General features: G+C 53.7%; 19 protein-coding genes. All 19 read left to right on the top strand.

Going from position 1 to position 21,235, the window contains the following annotated elements:
• The first annotated feature begins 66 nt into the window (after nt 1–66).
• The 19 genes from dapG to recA all read left to right on the top strand — a co-directional run bounded on the left by dapG (nt 67) and on the right by recA (nt 21,203).
• Nucleotides 67–1,287 (top strand): aspartate kinase, encoded by a 1,221-nt coding sequence (gene dapG / locus KIH86_RS17050; RefSeq protein WP_223087230.1) that lies wholly within the window; start codon nt 67–69, stop codon nt 1,285–1,287.
• 15 nt (nt 1,288–1,302) lie between these two features.
• On the top strand, nt 1,303–2,178 hold the full coding sequence (dapA, locus tag KIH86_RS17045) for a 4-hydroxy-tetrahydrodipicolinate synthase (RefSeq protein WP_223087232.1): 876 nt from the start codon (nt 1,303–1,305) through the stop codon (nt 2,176–2,178).
• Between the two features lie 577 nt (nt 2,179–2,755).
• On the top strand, nt 2,756–4,435 hold the full coding sequence (locus tag KIH86_RS17040; RefSeq protein WP_223087235.1) for a ribonuclease J: 1,680 nt from the start codon (nt 2,756–2,758) through the stop codon (nt 4,433–4,435).
• A gap of 211 nt (nt 4,436–4,646) precedes the next feature.
• Nucleotides 4,647–5,429, top strand: coding sequence for a ClpP family protease (locus tag KIH86_RS17035; protein WP_316503347.1), 783 nt, complete (start codon nt 4,647–4,649; stop codon nt 5,427–5,429).
• The gene (locus tag KIH86_RS17030) at nt 5,426–5,641 is read left to right on the top strand and encodes a YlzJ-like family protein (RefSeq protein WP_223087237.1); all 216 of its coding nucleotides are present in this window, start codon (nt 5,426–5,428) and stop codon (nt 5,639–5,641) included. Before KIH86_RS17035 ends, KIH86_RS17030 begins: the two co-directional genes overlap by 4 nt.
• A gap of 71 nt (nt 5,642–5,712) precedes the next feature.
• Complete coding sequence (locus KIH86_RS17025; RefSeq protein WP_235775451.1) at nt 5,713–8,391, top strand: FtsK/SpoIIIE family DNA translocase; 2,679 nt, start codon at nt 5,713–5,715, stop codon at nt 8,389–8,391.
• A 227-nt stretch (nt 8,392–8,618) separates the two neighbouring features.
• Nucleotides 8,619–9,467, top strand: a complete 849-nt coding sequence (sleB, locus tag KIH86_RS17020; protein ID WP_223087239.1) for a spore cortex-lytic enzyme — start codon at nt 8,619–8,621, stop codon at nt 9,465–9,467.
• A 162-nt stretch (nt 9,468–9,629) separates the two neighbouring features.
• Nucleotides 9,630–10,910: an EF-P 5-aminopentanol modification-associated protein YfmF gene (gene yfmF, locus KIH86_RS17015; RefSeq protein ID WP_223087242.1), complete on the top strand. Its 1,281-nt coding sequence runs from the start codon at nt 9,630–9,632 to the stop codon at nt 10,908–10,910.
• A 3-nt stretch (nt 10,911–10,913) separates the two neighbouring features.
• A complete protein-coding gene (gene yfmH / locus KIH86_RS17010; RefSeq protein ID WP_223087244.1) occupies nt 10,914–12,194 on the top strand; it encodes an EF-P 5-aminopentanol modification-associated protein YfmH in 1,281 nt (426 codons plus the stop codon).
• On the top strand, nt 12,194–12,961 hold the full coding sequence (gene ymfI / locus KIH86_RS17005) for an elongation factor P 5-aminopentanone reductase (protein ID WP_223087247.1): 768 nt from the start codon (nt 12,194–12,196) through the stop codon (nt 12,959–12,961). The genes yfmH and ymfI overlap by 1 nt, the downstream gene beginning before the upstream one ends.
• A gap of 123 nt (nt 12,962–13,084) precedes the next feature.
• Nucleotides 13,085–13,348, top strand: coding sequence for a DUF3243 domain-containing protein (locus KIH86_RS17000; RefSeq protein WP_223087249.1), 264 nt, complete (start codon nt 13,085–13,087; stop codon nt 13,346–13,348).
• A 208-nt stretch (nt 13,349–13,556) separates the two neighbouring features.
• A complete protein-coding gene (locus KIH86_RS16995; RefSeq protein ID WP_223087252.1) occupies nt 13,557–14,324 on the top strand; it encodes a DUF3388 domain-containing protein in 768 nt (255 codons plus the stop codon).
• 27 nt (nt 14,325–14,351) lie between these two features.
• Complete coding sequence (locus tag KIH86_RS16990) at nt 14,352–15,326, top strand: RodZ domain-containing protein (RefSeq protein ID WP_223087255.1); 975 nt, start codon at nt 14,352–14,354, stop codon at nt 15,324–15,326.
• Between the two features lie 84 nt (nt 15,327–15,410).
• Nucleotides 15,411–15,572, top strand: a complete 162-nt coding sequence (locus KIH86_RS16985; protein ID WP_223087258.1) for a hypothetical protein — start codon at nt 15,411–15,413, stop codon at nt 15,570–15,572.
• Nucleotides 15,573–15,743: 171 nt separating this feature from the next.
• A complete protein-coding gene (locus KIH86_RS16980; protein WP_223087261.1) occupies nt 15,744–16,235 on the top strand; it encodes a YajQ family cyclic di-GMP-binding protein in 492 nt (163 codons plus the stop codon).
• A 139-nt stretch (nt 16,236–16,374) separates the two neighbouring features.
• Nucleotides 16,375–17,703, top strand: a complete 1,329-nt coding sequence (gene rimO, locus KIH86_RS16975; protein WP_223087263.1) for a 30S ribosomal protein S12 methylthiotransferase RimO — start codon at nt 16,375–16,377, stop codon at nt 17,701–17,703.
• Complete coding sequence (pgsA, locus tag KIH86_RS16970; protein ID WP_223087265.1) at nt 17,700–18,287, top strand: CDP-diacylglycerol--glycerol-3-phosphate 3-phosphatidyltransferase; 588 nt, start codon at nt 17,700–17,702, stop codon at nt 18,285–18,287. The genes rimO and pgsA overlap by 4 nt, the downstream gene beginning before the upstream one ends.
• 131 nt (nt 18,288–18,418) lie before the next feature.
• Nucleotides 18,419–19,708, top strand: coding sequence for a competence/damage-inducible protein A (locus tag KIH86_RS16965; protein WP_223087268.1), 1,290 nt, complete (start codon nt 18,419–18,421; stop codon nt 19,706–19,708).
• Between the two features lie 433 nt (nt 19,709–20,141).
• Complete coding sequence (recA, locus tag KIH86_RS16960; RefSeq protein WP_038696604.1) at nt 20,142–21,203, top strand: recombinase RecA; 1,062 nt, start codon at nt 20,142–20,144, stop codon at nt 21,201–21,203.
• Nucleotides 21,204–21,235 lie beyond the last annotated feature (32 nt).

Here is a 21,235-nt window from a genome sequence, read left to right as displayed (position 1 = left end):
GCTGACTATCGACCCGCGAACGAGAAATGGTTGCAGCTTGTTGTTTACTAACTGGAGGAATTATTCATGGGTATTTTAGTGCAAAAATTCGGCGGCACCTCGCTGTCCACCCCTCAGGCGAGAGAGCATGTCATCCGGCATGTGAAACGGGAACTGGAACACGGTTATAGCCTCGTTATTGTTGTATCCGCCATGGGCCGCCGGGGTGAGCCGTATGCGACGGACACGCTCCTCGACTGGGTCGTTCAGAACGGAGACGCCCTACCCGACCGTGAAAAGGATTTACTGCTGTGCTGCGGTGAAATCATATCGGCAACGACGCTGTGCAGTCTTCTTGTAAGCGAAGGCATCCCTGCCACGGTGCTCACCGGCGCCCAGGCAGGGTTTCTTACGGATAACAGCTACGGCAATGCCCGGATTCTCGATGTGCGGCCCGAACGGATTCAGCGGGAGCTTCGCAGCCAGAAGGTCGTCATCGTCACCGGCTTTCAGGGACAGACGGAAGAAGGCGACTTTACGACCCTTGGCCGTGGCGGGAGCGATACATCCGCTACGGCGCTCGGCGCCGCTCTCCGGGCGGATATGGTCGACATTTACACCGATGTCAACGGCATTCTAACCGCCGATCCCCGCATCGTGGAAGACGCGAAGCCGCTGACCTATGTGAGCTACACCGAAATCTGCAACATGGCTTATCAGGGCGCCAAGGTTATTCATCCGCGCGCCGTGGAGATTGCCATGCAGGCGCAGATTCCGGTCCGCGTGCGCTCCACGTTCTCGGACGGCGAGGGAACGCTGGTCACACATCCGGAAGGGTTTCAGGATATCTCAACCGGCATTGTAGACCGCTATGTTACCGGGATCGCCTATGTCAGCAACATTACACAGATCTCGGTCGATTGTCCGGAGGGCAACGGCACAGGAGTTCAGCTTCAAATCTTCAAGAGCATGGCGGATGACGGCATCAGCGTGGACTTTATTAATGTAACGCCGACAAGCGCCGTCTATACCGTATTCGATTCGAACTCGGAGAAAGCAATCGCTGCGCTCCAGGAAATCGGACTCCGGCCCAAAAGCCTGTCCGGATGCGTCAAAGTATCCGTGATCGGGGGCGGCATCAATGGTGTTCCCGGCATTATGGCCCGAATCGTAGAGGCGCTTAGCGCCCATAACATCCAAATCCTGCAATCAGCCGACTCCAACACGACAATCTGGGTTCTGGTCAAGAAGGAAGATATGGTGCAAAGCCTGCGCGCGCTGCATTCCAAGTTTGAATTACACCGTTAACAGGAGGAATTCAGAGTGGATTTTGGAAGACTTATTACAGCAATGGTCACTCCTTTCGACAAGGAGGGGGAAATCGACTGGGAGGGTACAGCCGCTCTCGTCGATTACCTGATAGAAGAGCAGAAGTCGGAGGCGCTCGTTGTCTGCGGAACAACCGGTGAGTCGCCTACGCTGAGCGATAAAGAGAAGCTGCAGATGTTTTCCTTTGTCCTGGACAAAGCGGCAGGGCGCTGCAAGGTGATCGCGGGTACCGGCTCCAACAGCACCAAGCATACGATCGAGCTTACGAGGGAAGCGGAAGCCATTGGTGTGGATGGCGCGCTGCTGGTCGTGCCTTATTACAACAAACCGAACCAGGAGGGCCTGTACCGCCATTTCTCGGCGATTGCCGGCGAGACGAAGCTTCCGCTCATTCTCTACAACGTTCCTAGCCGGACGGGCATCTGCATGAGCGCAGAGACGACGCTACGTCTGTCGCACATTCCCAATATTGTAGCGACTAAAGAATGTGCGTCGGTCGATCATGTTGCCTTGATCGCCGCCGATTGTCCACCTGACTTCCATGTCTATTCAGGTGACGATTCCGCGGGGCTTCCGATGATGGCAGTCGGGGGACACGGCATTATCAGCGTGGCAAGCCATATCGAAGGCAGACGCATGTCCGAAATGATTCAGTCCTTTCTGGAGGGCAATGTTCAGGAAGCAGGCCGGCTGCACCGGGCGCTGTTCCCTGTCTTTAAGGGTCTGTTCGAATGCCCGCAGCCGCTGCCGAATCCATCGGCAGTCAAGTATGCGCTGGAGCTTAAAGGAGTCAGCGTGGGTTCCGTCCGCCTCCCCCTGGTTCCTCCGAACGAGTCGGAGGCCGAATTTATCAAGAAGCTTGTCCTTTGAGCTAATCGAATATAGTACCATTTGATAAACCGGGTCCCCGTGGGGGCCCGGTTTTTCTCATATTTTCCGGTAAACGCCAGGGAACTTAAAGGAAGCCAGGGACTCTATGCTTTGCCTCATAATTTCAGGCGGGAAGCGCAAGTTTGTCCGTTTCCCGGGGAAGAATATCTCTATCTGATTCCCGTGACTTGTTTTTTGACAAAAATATCATGTATAATGGGTTTAAGTGATTGGGTGCGGTTAAAATTGAATATGCGGCAATTTTTCCGTTATTAAGATAGCGCTCTAGCTCTGTCCGGATGAGTAGGCATAATTTACCATTTCCGGCATTTATTTGTACAATTGACAATTGTACAGAGCAGGACGTGGAGTGTCATTGCCCGGATAGACGGTGTCCGCCTGCACAGAAGTGTACTTCGTATGCGGAGGACTCTCGTTAAGGTTATTCACAAGGCCTTTATAACGTTCGTTTTGGCGGATAATTCTGCTATTTCTTGCGCGAGGCGCCTGTACAATTGAAGGTCTGGTTTTAAATAACATATGACGTCCAACATTAATTTAGGAGGGTTAGATTCATTTGTCCAAAAAAAACAACAACGATAAACTGATGATATTCGCTTTGGGCGGAGTCGGTGAGATCGGAAAAAACATGTATGTAGTCCAATACGGTAACGACATAGTCGTCGTGGATTCGGGACTGAAGTTCCCAGAAGAGGATATGCTCGGCATCGATATGGTTATTCCGGATATTTCCTATTTGACGGAGAATCGTGACAAGGTAAGAGCCATTGTGCTGACACACGGCCACGAAGACCACATCGGAGGCTTGCCTTATGTTCTCAAGCATCTGAATGTTCCGGTATACGGAACGAAGCTGACGCTCGGACTTGTAGAGAACAAGTTGAAAGAAGCCAATCTGCTTGGAGAGACCAAGCGCATTCTGATCAACGAAGACTCGGAAGTCAAGCTCGGAAGCACGCTCGTCGTAACATTCTTCCGCACCAATCACAGTATTCCGGATTCCGTTGGCGTATGCATCGAGACCCCGGAGGGCAATGTGGTCCATACCGGCGACTTCAAATTCGACCATACCCCAGTCAATGGTCAATTTGCGAACCTGCACCGCATGGCCGAAATCGGACAGCGCGGCGTTCTGGCGCTGATGTCCGACAGTACGAACGCGGAGAAGCCGGGCTTCACGCCTTCGGAGAAGAACGTCGGCGTCGTGCTGGAGGATATTTTCCGCAAAGCCGAGCAGCGCGTAGTTGTGGCAACCTTCGCCTCCAACGTTCACCGCATTCAGCAGGTTGTCAACGCAGCGGAGCAGACCGGACGCAAGATCACCGTTATCGGCCGCAGCATGGTCAACGTCGTGTCCATCGCTTCCGAGCTCGGTTATCTGCATATGCCGGACGGCATGCTGGTTGAGCCTGAAGAGATGAACCGGATGGCTGCCAACCGCGTTGTCGTACTCTGCACAGGCAGCCAGGGAGAGCCGATGTCTGCGCTTACCCGCATGGCTCGCTCCAGCCACCGCAAAGTAGATATCTTGCCTGGCGATACGGTTATCATCGCAGCTACCCCGGTACCGGGTAATGAGAAGTATATCGGCCGCACAATCGACGAGCTGTTCCGTCTCGGAGCCGACGTCATCTACAGCGGCTCGAACTCCGGCGTGCACGTATCGGGTCACGGCAGCCAGGAAGAGCTTAAGCTGATGCTCAATCTGATGAAGCCGAAGTTCTTCATCCCGATTCACGGCGAATACCGCATGCAGCGCAGACATTCGCTGCTGGCTCAATCTGTCGGCGTGGATCCGGACAATATCTTCATCACAGAGCTCGGTGAAGTCGTGGAGATTCAGGGTGGATCGGCTCGCAAGGCCGGTAAGGTTACTTCCGGCAATGTGCTGATCGACGGTCTTGGCGTCGGCGATGTCGGCAATATTGTGCTTCGCGACCGCAAGCTGCTGTCGCAGGACGGTATCCTGGTCGTTGTAGTTACGCTGAGCAAGCAGAATGGAGCAATCGTCTCCGGCCCAGACATCATTTCCCGCGGATTTGTCTACGTCCGTGAGTCGGAAGGGCTGCTCGATGAAGCGAACCGCATCGTATCCAGCACCCTTCAACGCCTGATGAGCGAGAAGGTAAATGAGTGGGCCTCGCTCAAGACGAGCGTCAAGGATTCGCTTGGCCGCTTCCTGTATGAGCAGACCCGCCGGAGACCGATGATTCTGCCGATTATCATGGAAGTGTAAGATCATCGCGTCTGATTGCCCAATAAACAAGACAATCCTATAAGCCTTTTCGCCTGGAAATATTGGACGGTTTCCGTGGCGGAAAGGCTTTTTGGTGTCTTCGACTTTGTATAGAGTCGGGGAGTGGAACCTCATACTAACCGGGAGATTCCATTACCCATGCGTAAGGACCGGCCCCGAGCCGGCCTGGCAGACAAAGGGAGAGCTGAGCATGAAAGATGACCAAGCGATTGAGACGGTATATGTGAATGAGACGCCAGAACCGGAACCTCAGCCGCCAGCCGCCAATCCGGGAGGAGACGGAGGTCAGGCGAGCGGAGCGATAGGGATGATGAAGGAATTCGGACAGACGGCCGTTCCCCCGGTTGAGCCGGAGATCTACTGCATCACCATTATCGGCCAGATCGAAGGGCATATTGTTATGCCGCCGCATAACAAAACGACGAAATATGAGCATATCATCCCGCAGCTTGTCGCTGCCGAGCAGAGCAAGACCGTCAAGGGCATCCTCATCATCCTGAACACCGTTGGCGGTGATGTCGAGGCGGGGCTGGCGATTGCTGAAATGATCGCCTCGTTATCGAAGCCTACGGTAACCGTGGTGGTGGGCGGAGGTCACAGCATCGGGGTTCCCATCGCCGTCTCTTCAAGCTACTGCATCATAGCGGAGAGCGCGACAATGACAATTCATCCAATCCGGATGAACGGACTGGTGATCGGAGTCCCACAGACCTTCGAATATATGGAGAAGATGCAGGAACGGGTTGTACGGTTCGTTACTTCCCATTCCCGCATTACACCGGAGCAGTTCAAGGATTTGATGTTCAAGACGGGTGAGCTGAACCGCGATATCGGAACCGCCGTTGGCGGAACGGATGCGGTGTCATTTGGCTTGATGGATGAAGTCGGGGGCATCGGAACCGCAATGTCGAAATTGAACGAACTCATCGCCCTCAAGTCGACCCCTTCCGAAATCGGAGGGCTGACGCAATGATAATCTATTCAATCATGCCGCCGGAGCAGGTCTGGGAAGGGGCGATTCAAGCGCCGCCTTCTTGCCGTGAGGTCCTCATACAGGGGATTCTGATGCAGGTTGAACCGCTTGATGAAGGCCGGGGCAAAATTGTCCGGCTGCTGAATTGTCCGCTGAACCGTTATCTGGATTCTGGACTTGCGCCCGGGACGATTATCAATTTAACGCAGTGATTTGAGACAAAAACAGAACATAGGTGCGCCACGCCATTATATGGTATAATGTTGTTCCGGGGGTGGCTGGCGTGGCAAAACGGAAAAAACGCAAAAAAAAGAAGGCGCTGCTCGGCAGCGTCTTAAAATACGAAATTTATGGCATTCTGCTGATTACATTCTCGGTGATCGCACTGTCCGGCGAGGCGGCTGTAGGCAGATCCCTTTCTAATCTGTCCGGCTATCTATTCGGCAGATTTTATTTTGTGCTTCCCTTGATGGGCATTTATTACGGATTGTCCGTCATGATCTTCCGCAAATGGCCTTCCAGCTGGACGAGCCGCCATACCGGAGTTTTTCTCCTGGTCGTGTCGCTATGTCTAATGAGCAGCATTTCGACAATGGAGCAGAAGCTTGGCCCCGTTTCGATGCTGCATCCCAATAATGTAATTTCCCAGACCCAGAAGGATCTGTCGGCGGCTCTGATGCCTGGCGGGGAAAGCGACAGCGTATACATGCTGGGCAAAGATATCGGCGGCGGTTATGCCGGCGGGCTGTCATTCGCTCTGCTGCTGCTGCTGTTCGGTACACTTGGCGCGAAGTTGATCATGATCGTAATGCTGGCGATCAGCTTCATGCTGGTGACGAATCTCTCCTATATTGAGCTATTCGGTTTGCTGCGTGTCCGGCTTGTGAAGCTTGCTCGAGAATTGAAGAAAAGGGCGGCCAATCGGCCGAAGGCTGTTCCTGTAGCAAGCCGGACATCAGGAAGCAGAGGCAGATCGCGGAAAGATGACGAAGAGGAGCATGAAGAAGAAGACGAAGAGGAGCAGGAGTCTTCGCTGCCAAGCCGCAAGGCTCCTCAATTCTTCGAGAGGCTGATACAGCGCAAATCATCCCGGGAGCGGGTGGAGCTTGATCCGGAATTGGAGGATGAGCCTGCGCCGCCGACTGAGGTCATCCCGATCATGTCAGGGTTTACGGAACCTTCGAATGATGACTTTGATGATTTCGACGATTTCATTCCGGAGGAAGGTGATCTGGAAGGGGTCACGCCGATTATCCGCGATTTCTTCGAGCATATCCGTTCGGAAGGGCTGAGCGATGAAGAGCGGGAGGAATGGGGCGAATTCTCGCCTACGGCCCGCGGCAGCCTTCGCACCGTCGATCCGGAGCCGAATGTGGAGCAGATGCCGGATGACTTCGGCGATCCTGGACTCGCGCCTGAGGAGCCCGGCTCATTGGCAGCGGAAGCGGGCGGAACAATGGATGCCGCCTCGGCGTCCGGAATTGCAGAGCCAGTGCCAGGAGCTGAAGGGCCTGATCCAGTGCCGAAGCCGAAGCCTAAGCCATACAAGCTGCCTCCTTTCCGTCTGCTGTCCAAGCCGAACAACGGCGGAAAAGGCAGCGATCAGAGCGACTATATGCAGACGGCCCGCAAGCTCGAGGCGACGCTTGAGAGCTTTAATGTACGCGCCAAGGTTCTGGAAGTCGTCCGGGGACCGGCGGTTACCCGCTATGAAATCCAGCCTGATATCGGGGTCAAGGTCAGCCGGATCGTCAATCTGACGGACGACATCGCACTGGCGCTTGCGGCGAAGGACATCCGGATGGAAGCGCCAATCCCGGGCAAGTCCGCGATCGGGATCGAGGTGCCGAATCCGGAGGTGTCACTGGTCACCATGCGAGAAGTGATGGAGACCCAGATTTTTCAGGAGGCGGAATCGAAGCTGACGATCGCCTTCGGCCGCGATATTTCGGGCCAGACCATTATCGGCAATCTGGCGCGTATGCCCCACCTTCTGGTTGCGGGCGCTACAGGCTCCGGCAAATCGGTCTGCATCAACGGAATCATTACGAGCATTCTGTACAAGGCGAAGCCGGATGAAGTCAAATTTCTGATGGTTGACCCCAAGATGGTCGAGCTGAATGTATATAACGGCATCCCTCACCTCATGGCTCCCGTGGTCACCGATCCGAAACGGGCAAGCCTCGCACTTAAGAAGATCGTGGTCGAAATGGAGAAGCGGTACGAGCTGTTCTCCAAATCGGGAACGCGCAATGTGGAAGGCTATAATCAGCTGATGAAGGATAATCCTGCCGCTGTGCTGCCTTACATCGTCGTTATAGTGGACGAGTTGGCCGATCTGATGATGGTTGCCGCCGGTGATGTCGAGGACGCCATATGCCGACTCGCCCAGATGGCGCGCGCGGCCGGCATTCACCTGATAATCGCCACCCAGCGTCCGTCAGTAGACGTTATTACCGGTGTTATCAAAGCAAATATCCCGTCCCGCATCGCTTTCGGTGTGTCCTCGCAGGTGGACTCCCGGACGATTCTCGATATGGCGGGTGCGGAGAAGCTGCTCGGCCGCGGCGATATGCTCTTTATGCCAATGGGCTCCTCCAAACCGATTCGCGTTCAAGGCGCCTTCATGAGCGACGCGGAAGTGGAGGCGATCGTTCATTATGTCAGCAGCCAGGGCGAGGCGGAATATGATGAGTCGATCGTACCTGAGATTGATGATACGTCCTCGGAGGCTGAAGAGCCGCAGGACGAATTGTACGATCAGGCGGTACAGATCGTACTGGAGGCCAAGCAGGCATCAGTCTCCCTGCTGCAGCGCCGGATGCGCGTCGGATACACACGGGCTGCCAGGCTGATCGATTCCATGGAGGCACGGGGGGTAATCGGGCCTTATGAGGGAAGCAAGCCCCGCGAGGTGCTGATATCGCTGGAGCAATATCAGCAGAACCGGATTAGCTCCTAAGCGGTTCAACAAAGCATTAGTCAGGCGTTCTTTCTCTGCTTAAGAGAGGACGCCTTTTTGTCGCCCGCTCTTAAGCGTTCGCTCTCAAGCTGTACCCTAGGATAACCCCAGCTCCTTCGGCTTCTTCACGTCTCTCTTGGAGGGAGTGCATAGGATGACCGCTGTGTCGTCATAATAACGGTAGCCATCCATGCAGAACTTACAAGAGAAAGGTAGAGCGAAGCCCAATGAAGAATCAGAAGCTATGGATAATCGCCGTACTTGCCCTGACCGTGGCGTCGGCGCCGCTGGTGGAACACTTCTCGGCCCCCAGGAACACTGTTGGTTCAGAGCTGAGGAAAGATGCTTCTTCAGAAGCGGCAACCACAGAAGAATCGGCCATTCCCGTATTCGGTACGGTGCCGCTCAAATACGGCGCGACCGGGCAGGATGTATATGAACTGCAGGGACGCCTCAAGTATTTGGGTTATTATAACGGTAAAATCGACAGTGACTTCGGCAGTTCCACTCTGGAATCGGTAAAATGGTTCCAGTGGAAATTCGGAATGGTGGCAGACGGTGTCGTCGGCGCCAAGACGAAGCTGAGGCTCTATAACGCCACCAAGGCATGGCGTCCGACCGAGCCTTCGGAGGGAACAACAACGGCCGGCAAAACCAATACCTCCAACAACAATACCAATACCGCTACAGCCGAGCTGTCGTCCGGCAACTCCATGGGATTGTCCGAGAACGATCTGAAGATTATGGCGAACGCCGTATATGGGGAATCCCGCGGCGAGCCCTTTGAGGGCCAGGTGGCGGTGGCGGCGGTCATTTTAAATCGCGTCAAGTCACCGAGCTTCCCGAATACGCCGTCGGGTGTAATTTTTCAGCCAGGCGCCTTCACAGCCGTAGCCGACGGCCAGATTTATCTGGAGCCTAACGAGACAGCCCGTAAGGCTGTCCAGCAGGCGCTGAACGGCTGGGACCCTTCAGGTGGCTGCCTGTATTATTTCAATCCTAAAACCGCGACTTCAAAATGGATCTGGTCCCGGCCGCAGGTGAAGACGATCGGCCAGCACATCTTCTGCATGTAAGTTTAAACCGCCCCGTCCGGTCGCCACGGACTGAGCGGCACCAAGGAAGCAACCGGCCGATTTCCGCCGGTTGCTTCCTTACTTTGGAATGGTTTAGAATGAATACTACTTCATAAACTTGGAATATAGGCATCCCATTCAAGCCGAAAAGGAGTTTTGGACTTGACCAATCAAGTGTTCCATCATAGCGACGCAGGCGGCATCCGGATTCATGTCCTGCCGACCAAGACGTTTAAGACTTATGCGATTTCACTGTATGCCGGCGTTCCGCTTGCCGAGGAGACGGTAACCTCTACCGCTCTTGTTCCCTTTGTATTGCGCCGCGGTACGGTCAGTTATCCGGAGACGACCCGGTTCCGGGAGCGTCTTGAGGAGCTGTACGGAGCAGGCTTCGGATTTGATGTCTACAAACGGGGAGATTATCAGATCATCCAGTTCCGCATGGACACCATTAACGACTCCTTCGTGTCCTCTTCCGAGAATCTGCTGGAGCAATCCTTCGCTTTCCTGGGTGAAGTGCTGACCAAGCCCGCTCTGGAGAACGGAAGCTTCCGGTCTTCCTATGTGCACACCGAACGCGAGACCGTCCGCAAGAAGCTCGAATCCATCGTGAACGATAAGATTCGTTACGCTGCCGAACGCTGTCTGGAGGAAATGTGCCGGAATGAGCCGTACCGGCTTAATGCGCTTGGACAGCGCAAAGATTTGGACGCCATATCACCGGATTCGCTCTACAAGACGTATGAGTCCTGGCTGAACAGTGCAATTCTTGATTTGTATGTGGTCGGAGACACGACGCCGGAAGAAGTGGAGAAGCTGGTGGCCCGCTATTTTGGACTAGGCAGCCGCAAGGATGCCCCTTTTCAGTCTCGCTTCACACCCAAGAACGTGTCTGAGGTGCAAACCATCGAAGAAGTGATGGAGGTCGGACAGGGCAAGCTCAATATGGGGCTGCGAACCTCGATTACGTACGGCGATGACCGCTACGCACATATGCTGATGTACAACGGGATTCTTGGTGGCTACCCGCATTCCAAGCTGTTCGTGAATGTGCGGGAGAAAGAGAGCCTCGCTTATTATGCATCCTCCCGGTATGACGGACATAAGGGCATCGCAACGATTCAATCGGGCATCGAAATTCCGAATTACGCCAAAGCGGTCGACATCATCCGCAAGCAGCTTGAGGATATTCAGGGCGGCCAGATCAGCGATCTGGAGCTAAGTCAGACGAAGGCGATGATCCGCAATCTGCTGTCCGAGCTTCAGGACTCCGCTTTTGAAATGATCTCCTACGACTTCAACCGGCAGTTGTCCGGGAAGGACCGGAGCGCCGAAGAACTGATGAATCAGATTGAGGCTACAGGGGCGGAGGACGTGAAACGGGCCGCCGAAACGGTTCAACTGGACACGATTTATTTCCTGACAGGGCAGAAGGAGGAATAGCGGATGGAACAGATCCATTACGAACGGCTCCAGGAGACGCTGTATGCGGAAGAGCTGGATAACGGACTGAAGGTATTCGTGCTGCCGAAGCCGGATTTCAAGAAGACCTATGCCACATTTGCGACCAACTACGGTTCGGTTGATAACCATTTCAAGGTAGCAGGCGGGGAAGAAATCTCGGTGCCTGATGGCATCGCCCACTTTTTGGAGCATAAAATGTTCGAAGAGCCGGAAGGGGATATTTTTGCGACATTTGCCTCTAACGGTGCGTCAGCCAACGCTTTCACAAGCTTTGAACAGACCGTGTATTTATTCTCCGCTACGGAGAAGATTGAGACCAATCTGGAGACACTCATCGATTTTGTGCAGCGGCCTTACTTCACCGACCAGAATGTTGAGAAGGAGAAAGGGATTATCGGCCAGGAGATCAACATGTATGCCGACAATCCGGATTGGCGGGTCTATTTCGGACTAATCGAAGCGATGTATTCGGTCAATCCGGTCCGGATCGATATCGCGGGCACGGTGGAATCCATCTCCACAATTACAAAAGAGACGCTATACACCTGCTACAACGCGTTCTATCATCCGAGCAATATGCTGCTGTTCATCGTGGGAGGCGTTGATCCCCAGGCGGTTCTTGATCTGGTGCGGAACAATCAGGCGCGCAAAGCCTATGAGAACCAGGGCGAGATCGAGCGCATTTTTGCCGAGGAGCCTGTGGAGGTCGGTCAGAAACGGCTGGAGAACAAGCTGCCTGTATCGATGCCCAAATGCCTGTTTGGATTTAAGGAACAAGAAACCGGTCTGACCGGAAAAGATGCTGTCCGCCGGGACCTTGTCACGAAACTGATGCTTGATCTTCTCCTTGGCAGCAGCACCGCTCTGTATCAGAAGCTGTATGACGAGGAACTGATCACCGACAGCTTCGGTCATGAATACAACAGCTCCCCGCAGTACGCATTCTCGGCAATAGGCGGAGATACGAAGGACCCTGAGCTGCTGCTGAAGCGGATTCGGGAGGAGATTGAGCCGCTGCTTGCGTCCGGGTTCAATGAATCCGATTTTACCCGGGCCCGAAACAAGAAGATTGGCGGATATTTGCGGATGCTGAACTCACCCGAGAGCATTGCGCATGAATTTACACGCTATCAGTTCAGAGGCGGGGATTTCTTCGATGTGCTGCCGCAGTATGAATCGATCACGCTTCAGGAAGTCAACGAACGCTTGCGTTCCCACATCGACTGGAATCAACTGGCGGTATCGGTGGTGGTGAATCCGTAGTGGAAGGCTGGGGAGGAAGCGGCAAGCCGCTTGGAGAAACGACAGTGCTGGTAACAGGAGGAAGCGGGGGAATCGGTGGAGCGATCGCTGAACGCTTTGCCTCTGCAAGGATGAAGGTTGTCATTCACTACATGAATTCCCATGAGGCGGCCAATGAAGTTGCCAGAAAATGTATGGAAGCCGGAGCTCAGGTGATGACGGTATCGGCCGATCTTCGGGATAAAAGCCAACTGCAGCGTATGGCCGAAAGGCTCGCGGTGAACGGGATGCAGCCGGACATTCTGGTCAATAACGCGGGCAGATCCCATTACGGAATGCTCGCCGACCTTACCGAAGAAGATTGGGATGACGTGATGGCGGTCAATTTAAAAGGCACCTTTCTGTGCAGTCAAATTTTCATGCCCTATATGGTGTCCCAGAGGTACGGCAGGATCATCAACGTATCCTCTGTATGGGGGATCTCGGGCGCTTCCTGCGAGGTCGCGTATTCAGCCAGCAAGGGCGGGGTCAATGCTTTTACGAAGGCGCTGGCCCGCGAGCTGGCTCCTTCAGGGGTTACGGTGAACGCCGTAGCTCCGGGAGCCGTCCGCACTTCCATGCTGGACAATCTGGCCGAAGATGAGATGCGGATGCTGGAGGAGGAAATCCCGGCCGGTCGTTTGGCGCTGCCTGATGAAATTTCCTCGCTGGTGTATTTTTTGGCGCTGCCCGAGTCGGGGTATATCAACGGTCAGATTATCAGTCCGAACGGCGGCTGGATTACTTGATGTTTACCGGAAACAACCAGGATTACGGATGCTTCTTGAGGGCATATTAAAGCTGTTGCTTATAAATCTTAATTTGCAGACGGGCGCTTCAGCGTGCCGTCCAGCCACGAAGGAGGATTTCATATGTCAACGGAATCGACTGTCATCAAGAACTACGACACCTGGAAGAGATTTTTGGGTGAACGGGTCATCCAGGCCGAAAAAGTCGGCATGAGCGAGGACACCATTTCCAAGCTGGCTTTCGAAATCGGGGAGTTTCTCGACAAGAAAGTCGACCCGCAGAACGCTTCAAACCGGGCGATCAAGGAACTGTGGGATGTAGGCGACGACAGTCAGCGCCAGACCATCGCTTCCCTCATGGTCAAGCTCGCCAAGCAAAACGCATAACCTGGGAGAGCTCCCCTTTGGGGAGCTTTTCTATGCGGTGAGAACGCCTCTGGGTATTTCTTCTAGATGCAATCCGGGCTTTGACCTTGCCTTTCATTTTTTTTTTATATATCATTAACATGACCCGTGTAACAGAGAGGTTTGTCGGATTGTGAAGAATTACGGCAAACGGCGGAAGAGCGTCAATTCACAATACGAGGTGTACAAGTTGGAATACAAACAGTGGTACATGGAATACAAGATACATAAGAATCGGCCCGGGCTTCTTGGAGACATCGCCTCCATGCTCGGGATGCTGGAAGTCAACATCCTGACCATCAACGGTGTAGAAGGCAAGACCCGGGGAATGCTGCTTGAAACGGACGACGACGAGAAGATCAGCCTTATGGGCGACATGCTCAAGAAGGTGGAGAACATTACGGTTACGGCCCTGCGTGCTCCACGGCTGGTCGACATTTTGGCTGTCCGGCATGGCCGTTACATTGACAGGGACTCGGATGACCGCAAGACGTTCCGGTTCACCCGCGACGAGCTTGGGCTTCTTGTCGACTTCCTGGGGGAGCTGTTCAAGCGTGAAGGCAGCCAGGTTATCGGTCTCCGCGGTATGCCGAGAGTCGGCAAGACGGAATCGATCATCGCCGGCAGCGTATGCGCCATGAAACGTTGGACCTTCGTGTCTTCGACCATGCTCCGTCAGACGGTGCGCAGCCAATTGGCCGAGGATGAAATGAACCCGCACAATGTATTCATCATAGATGGCATCGTCAGCACGATTCGTTCCAATGAGAAGCATTACAATCTCCTGAAAGAGATTATGGCTATGCCGAGTGTGAAAGTCATCGAGCATCCCGACATTTTTGTCCGGGAATCCGAGTATACGTACGATGATTTTGACATTCTGATCGAGCTTCGCAACTCGCCGAGTGAGGAAATTGTATACGATACGTTTACCGGCAGCTACAGCGACGATCTGTAACAACATATACAACGAGGAGGTCATAGCATGTCGGAACTGGGCCGGCAGTTGAAAGAGGCTCGTCTGCAAAAAGGCATGAGTCTTGACGACGTTCAAGAGGTAACAAAAATCCGCAAAAAATATCTGGAAGCGATCGAGGCGGGAGATTACAAGGTGCTCCCCGGAAGCTTCTATGTACGTGCATTTATCAAGACCTATGCAGAGGCGGTCGGCCTCAATCCCGACGAGCTGATGCAGGAGCCGGGAAGCGTCCCCGCGCCTGTACAGGAGTCCTCGACGATGGAGTCCGTGCTTCAGAGCCGGAGTCGCAGACCTGAAAGCGGGCGGAACCCGAAATGGCTCCCGACGCTGCTGATGTGGATTTTTCCCGTATTGATTGTAGTGGTCATTTATATGTACGCTTCTGATTGGGGTAAATCGAATGACAAGCAGACGGACGTAAGTCCGATTACCACCAGTACGCAGGTGCCTTCTCCTGCAACGGCTTCGGCTGGCGCAGGCGGGGGAGCAACGCCTTCTCCTTCAGCTGGAGCAGCGGGGGAATCTGCGCTTCCGTCGGGTGAAGCGTCTCCTTCTCCTTCCCCGTCTGTATCCCCATCCCCTGCAGCGGGAAGCGGTACAGTCGTTCAGGACGGAAAGTCTGGCAAGACGACGATCTTCAAGGTGTCGGGCGCGAATCCGCAGGTTGTTATAACTGCAACCGGCAAGAGCTGGCTCGAAGTATACCGCGGTACGAACTCACAGGGTGAGAAACTTAGCTACGGAAGCACTGAATCCGGGAATACGCTGAATTTTACGCTTGACAGCCAGGGCATGTACATCAAATCGGGATATTCTCCCGCTACACAGATCACGGTAAATGGCCAGACGGTAACAGACGGCAAGTCCACGTCGCGCATTCTGCTGAAACTGGATGACGGTTCGGCTGCCGGTGGCGCGGATACTGCCGGCGGTACCGGTACAACAGGCACTCAGGATAACGGAACAAGCACCGGCCAATAATACGGACTGGTTGTATAGACTCGGCAGAGATGGAGAACCTATGATTATCTGGCAGTTCATCCATTGAAGCGAGGTGTATAATCGATGACGGTTAGTTGGATCGTAACCGCACTTGGAATCATTGTCAGTCTGCTCGGATACTATATGACGCCAAGTACCTGGGGTTACGGAATATTGGGGTTCGGACTGGCGCATATTCTGCTGGGTATCCTGGACATGTTCCGCGCTCCGGCACGGAGCAGATGACAGATGCATTTCATATCATGATTGACAGCAGCACGCCTCCCGGGCAAGGGTGATCATCCTTGGGGGAGGCTTTTTTTATTATAAATAGGATGACAGATACATGGCCGTTAGACTTGTCCTCATCTTTTTCATATAATAAAAACTGAAACTTGTAGCAAAGGGCGTGAAACGATGGCTTCGGAAAGCTCATTCGACATTGTATCCAAAATGGACATTCAGGAACTAACCAACGCGATCCATCAGACGGAGAAAGAAATTCAGAACCGCTTCGACTTCAAGGGCAGCAAGAGCAGCCTCAAGCTGGAAAAGGATGCGCTGATTATCGTATCCGACGACGAGTATAAACTGAATGCGGTAATCGATATTCTGCAATCCAAGATGGTGAAGAGAGGAATTACCCTGAAGAACCTGGATTTCGGCAAAATCGAGCCGGCGGCGCTTGGTACGGTTCGCCAGCGGCTTGGACTGAAGCAGGGAATTGATCAGGATAACGCCAAGAAGATCAATGTGCTCATCCGCGATTCCAAGCTTAAGGTCAAGAGTCAGATTCAGGGTGACCAGATCCGGGTCAGCGGCAAGAGCCGCGACGATCTTCAGCAGATCATCAAGGTCCTCAATAATGCGGATCTTCCGCTGGACCTGCAATATACCAATATGAAATGATCTCATTCTCCCCCGCAGATGACCTGAAGCTGGCAGGCTCTGCGGGGTTCTGCGTGTTTTTGACAGCGCAAATGCGGCTATATTATACTTGTTGAGAAAATGTGGGTAGGGATAAGGGTTTCATTATTGGGGGATGACCATGACAGAAAAAATCAACATCGTAACGCTTGGATGCGAGAAGAATCTGGTCGACTCGGAAATTATGTCCGGGTTGGTTCATGAACGCGGATACACGCTCGTGGAGGAAAAAGAAGAAGCGACCGTCATTATTGTTAATACTTGCGGTTTTATTGATGCGGCGAAGGAACAGTCGGTCAATACGATTCTGGAACTCGCGGAGCTGAAGGAGAGTGCGAATCTCAAAGCGCTGATCGTCTCGGGCTGCCTGACCCAGCGCTACAAGGCCGAGCTGATGGAGGAAATGCCGGAAATCGACGGGATTGTCGGCACTGGCGACTTCCATAATATCGTGCAGATTGTGGACGAGGCCGTCAGAGGACGGCGTCCGGTATGGGTCGGCAACCCGGTGTTCAATTATGAGGAGGCGCTTCCCCGCAAGGTGTCGACGCCCCGGTTCACAACCTATGTGAAGATTGCGGAGGGATGCGACAATAACTGCACCTTCTGCAGCATCCCCCTTATGCGGGGGGCGTTCCGCAGCCGCTCCATGGAATCCGTCATTGCAGAAGTCAGTACTCTGGCTTCGCAAGGCGTGAAGGAAGTCAGCCTTATCGCTCAGGATTCCACCAATTACGGTACGGACTTGTACGGTGAGTTCAAGCTTCCCGAGCTGTTGAACCGGGTGAGTGAGGTGGAAGGAATCGAATGGGTCAGGCTGCATTATGCATACCCCGGTTTCTTTACCGAGGAACTGATCCAGGCGATGGCGGCCAATCCGAAAATTTGCAAGTATGTGGACATGCCGCTGCAGCACAGCGAAGACTCCATCCTGAAACGGATGCGGAGGCCAGGCAGGCAGCGCGACACCCGTGAGCTGGTAGCGCGCATCCGGGAAGCGATTCCCGAAGTGTCGCTGCGCACCTCGCTGATCGTCGGATTTCCCGGGGAGACTGAAGAGGATTTCCAGCGCCTTTGCGATTTTGTGAGCGAAATCGGCTTTGACCGGCTCGGCGTATTTACATATTCCATGGAGGAGGGAACGCCTGCCTCCCGTCTGCCGAACCAGGTGCCGGAGGACGTGAAGGAATGGCGGGCCAATACCTTGATGGAGCTGCAGCGTGAGGTGTCAAAGAATCGCGGCGGCCGGTTTGTGGGACAGGTTCTGGACGTCCTGGTGGAACGTTATGACGGACGCAGCGATGTGTATGTGGGCCGTTCGCAGTACGACGCACCGGAGATCGACGGAGAGGTGTTTGTAAAGGGCAGCAATCTCGGCATCGGGGAAATGACGAAGGTCCGGATCACCCACGCTTTTGAATATGATTTGTCAGGGGAGGAACTTCAGTGAATTTACCCAATCGCATTACATTCGCCCGCATCTGTCTGATCCCGATCATGATGTTTTTTCTGCTGGTCGATCTGAATATTTACCCGGAGCCGCTGCACTGGGGCTCATTTCAACTGCCGGTGAACCATCTGATTGCAGCCGTTATCTTTCTGCTCGCAGCAAGTACGGATGGCATCGACGGATACATTGCCCGCAAGTATAATATGGTGACCAATCTCGGCAAGCTGCTCGATCCGCTGGCGGATAAGCTGCTTGTTACGGCTGTCCTGATCTCGCTTGTTGAACTGGGAAGATGCGATTCCTGGATTGCCATCGTCATCATCAGCCGGGAATTTGCCGTAACCGGACTCCGGCAGGTCGCGCTGCTCGATGGGAAGGTTGTCGCGGCGAGCAAATGGGGAAAGGCGAAGACGGTCGTGCAAATCGTTGCGATCTCGCTGCTGCTCCTTAACAATTTCCCGCTCGAGTTCGTAGGCATCCCCTTTGACACGATCGCCATTTGGGCTGCGGCGCTCATCACCATCTATTCGGGAATCGATTATTTTGTGAAGAACAAGGAGCTGCTTCAATTGCACCATACCTGATTCAGGGTTCACGGTGAGGCAGCAAGCTTATAACGTCTGAGACCAGGCTGAATCGGGGCAGCGGGACATCGTCCTGACTGCCCCGTTCTTGTATGCCGGTATCGGCGGATAATCATGGGAGGCGAAAGATTATGAAAGCAGAAATTATTGCGGTCGGAACCGAGCTGCTGCTGGGGCAAATTGTGAACAGCAATGCCCAGTTCCTCTCCGTAGAGCTTGCCGCTCTCGGTATTGATGTGTACTTTCAAACCGTTGTAGGGGACAACAACAGCCGGCTGCAGCAGGCCATCGAGATCGCCAAGACTCGGGCGGATCTTATTCTTTTCACCGGCGGAATCGGGCCGACTGAAGACGATCTGACGAAGGAAGCGCTGGCCGCGTCCCTTAACCGGGGACTTCATCTCGAACGGGCGGCGATGGAACATGTGGAGCGCTTCTTCAGCGATCGCGGCGTCAGCATGACCGAGAACAACCGCAAGCAGGCTCTGGTCATTGACGATTCGGCTCCGCTGCCTAATGAAACCGGTCTGGCGGTAGGCGTGGCCATTAAGGACCAGGACAAATACTATGTCGTTCTGCCAGGCCCGCCTCGGGAGATGAAGCCTATGTTCGCGAACAAGGCGAAACCTTGGCTGCTTCAGCATGCTCTAACCGATGAAATGCCGCTGTACTCCAAAATGCTTAAGTTCGCCGGTATCGGGGAATCCCTGCTGGAAGACAAGCTGATCGACCTGATCCACGGCCAGAATGATCCCACGCTTGCCCCTTACGCCAAGGAAGGCGAAGTCACGGTCCGGATTTCCACCAAGGCGTCATCTCACAATGAGGCAATGGAGAAGCTGGATGCGCTGGAAGAGAAAATCCGGGATATCCTTCCTGACCATTTGTACGCCGATTTTGATGCTCCGCTTGAACAGGTGCTGGTGGACTGGATGGCGGATGCCGGAATTACGGTCAGCTGCGCAGAGAGCTGTACTGGCGGCATGCTGATGGAGAGCCTGACCAGCATTCCCGGCAGCTCATCGGTTTTTCATGGCGGCATTGTGTGCTATTCCAATGAAATGAAGATGAAGCTGCTGAATGTCCCGCAGGATTATCTCGAGGGGGAGAATGCTCCAGGGGCAGTCAGCCGGGAGGTGGCCCAGGTTCTGGCGGAGCAGGTCCGGATCACCGTGGACAGCGATTTCGGCTTGTCGGTGACCGGTGTCGCCGGACCGGGTCATTCCGAACGGAAGCCGGTTGGTCTTGTCTACATCGGCATATCCGAGCGGAATGGCCGAACGGATGTGTACGAGCTGAAGCTGAGAGGCGATCGGCAGAGCATTCGGATCAATTCTGTAAAGGCGATTCTGTACCGCCTGTGGCGGCGGCTTGTGGAACGCGGGGCAGTTACTCCGTCAGGCAGTCCAGGCTTGAAATAACTCCTCCGGGTCATATATAATAAATATATTGCGGAAGAACCGTGGCATTGAACTCTCTTTGCCGCGGTTTTTGCATTAGTAAATATGAATTCATAGGCTCTGCGTCTAGAATTGGAATTGCATTTGCCCGTAAACGCTATTGTCTATTAGTTGCCGCGTCGTTGTTTATTCTCGATGATTAGATATGAGTGACGATGCTTGGGAGAGATTCGTTTCCGGCCGGCGGCGAGCTTGTTCAAGGCATAAAATGATAATTAGCAATAAAAGGGAAATGTTTGCGCGAAGTTCAAAAAAACGAATGTATGTTCGAAAAAATGCTTGGCAAACCCTCCAAAACAAGGTACAATAGAGCTATAGGAACAGATGTTGCCCTTCTTGCAACGTGTTTAATGAGATTTTTTATTATATAAATAGAGAAAAGGATGTGATCTGATTGTCAGATCGTCGTGCGGCGCTGGAAATGGCGCTTCGTCAAATAGAGAAACAATTCGGTAAAGGTTCCATTATGAAGTTGGGCGAGTCGACTCATATGCAGGTCGAAATCGTACCAAGCGGATCGCTGGCTCTTGATATTGCACTTGGAATCGGCGGACTTCCGAAGGGCCGGATCATTGAAGTGTACGGACCGGAATCATCGGGTAAGACGACAGTTGCCCTGCATGCCATTGCAGAAGTGCAGAAGGCTGGCGGACAAGCCGCGTTTATTGACGCGGAGCATGCATTGGACCCAAGCTATGCCAGCAAATTGGGCGTCAATATCGACGAACTGCTGCTGTCCCAGCCGGATACAGGCGAACAGGCGCTGGAAATCGCCGAAGCGCTGGTACGCAGTGGCGCGGTTGATATCATTGTCGTCGACTCTGTAGCGGCACTTGTGCCGAAGGCGGAAATTGAAGGCGAGATGGGAGATTCCCATGTCGGTCTTCAGGCTCGTCTGATGTCCCAGGCTCTTCGCAAGCTGTCCGGATCGATCAACAAATCGAAGACGATCGCCATCTTCATTAACCAGCTTCGCGAGAAGATCGGCGTTATGTTCGGCAACCCGGAAACGACACCGGGCGGACGCGCGTTGAAATTCTATTCGACCATCCGTCTTGACGTACGGCGCGTAGAGAGCATCAAGATGGGCAACGACATCGTAGGTAACCGCACCCGAATCAAGGTTGTGAAGAACAAGGTCGCTCCGCCATTCAAGCAGGCAGACATCGATATCATGTATGGCGAAGGTATTTCGAGAGAAGGCAGTCTTGTAGATATCGGAACGGAAATGGATATCGTCAACAAGAGCGGGGCCTGGTATTCCTATGAAGGCGAGCGTTTAGGCCAAGGCCGTGAGAACGCGAAGCAGTTCCTGAAAGAGAATCAGAACCTGGCCCTTACGATTGAGAACAAGATTCGTGAAGCGAGCAATCTCAGCACTCTTGTAGCGGCTCCGACAGAATCGGAACTGCAAGCGGAGAAAGAGGAAGAACAGGCGCTGCTGGAAATCGAATAATCCGATGGATATACAGGCGCCCTTGTCCTGAC

The organism is Paenibacillus sinensis (assembly GCF_019904155.1).
Lineage (GTDB): Bacteria > Bacillota > Bacilli > Paenibacillales > Paenibacillaceae > Paenibacillus_AQ > Paenibacillus_AQ sinensis.
Note: the sequence above shows the minus strand (reverse complement) of the source record. Positions and strands in the feature narration are given on the sequence as shown.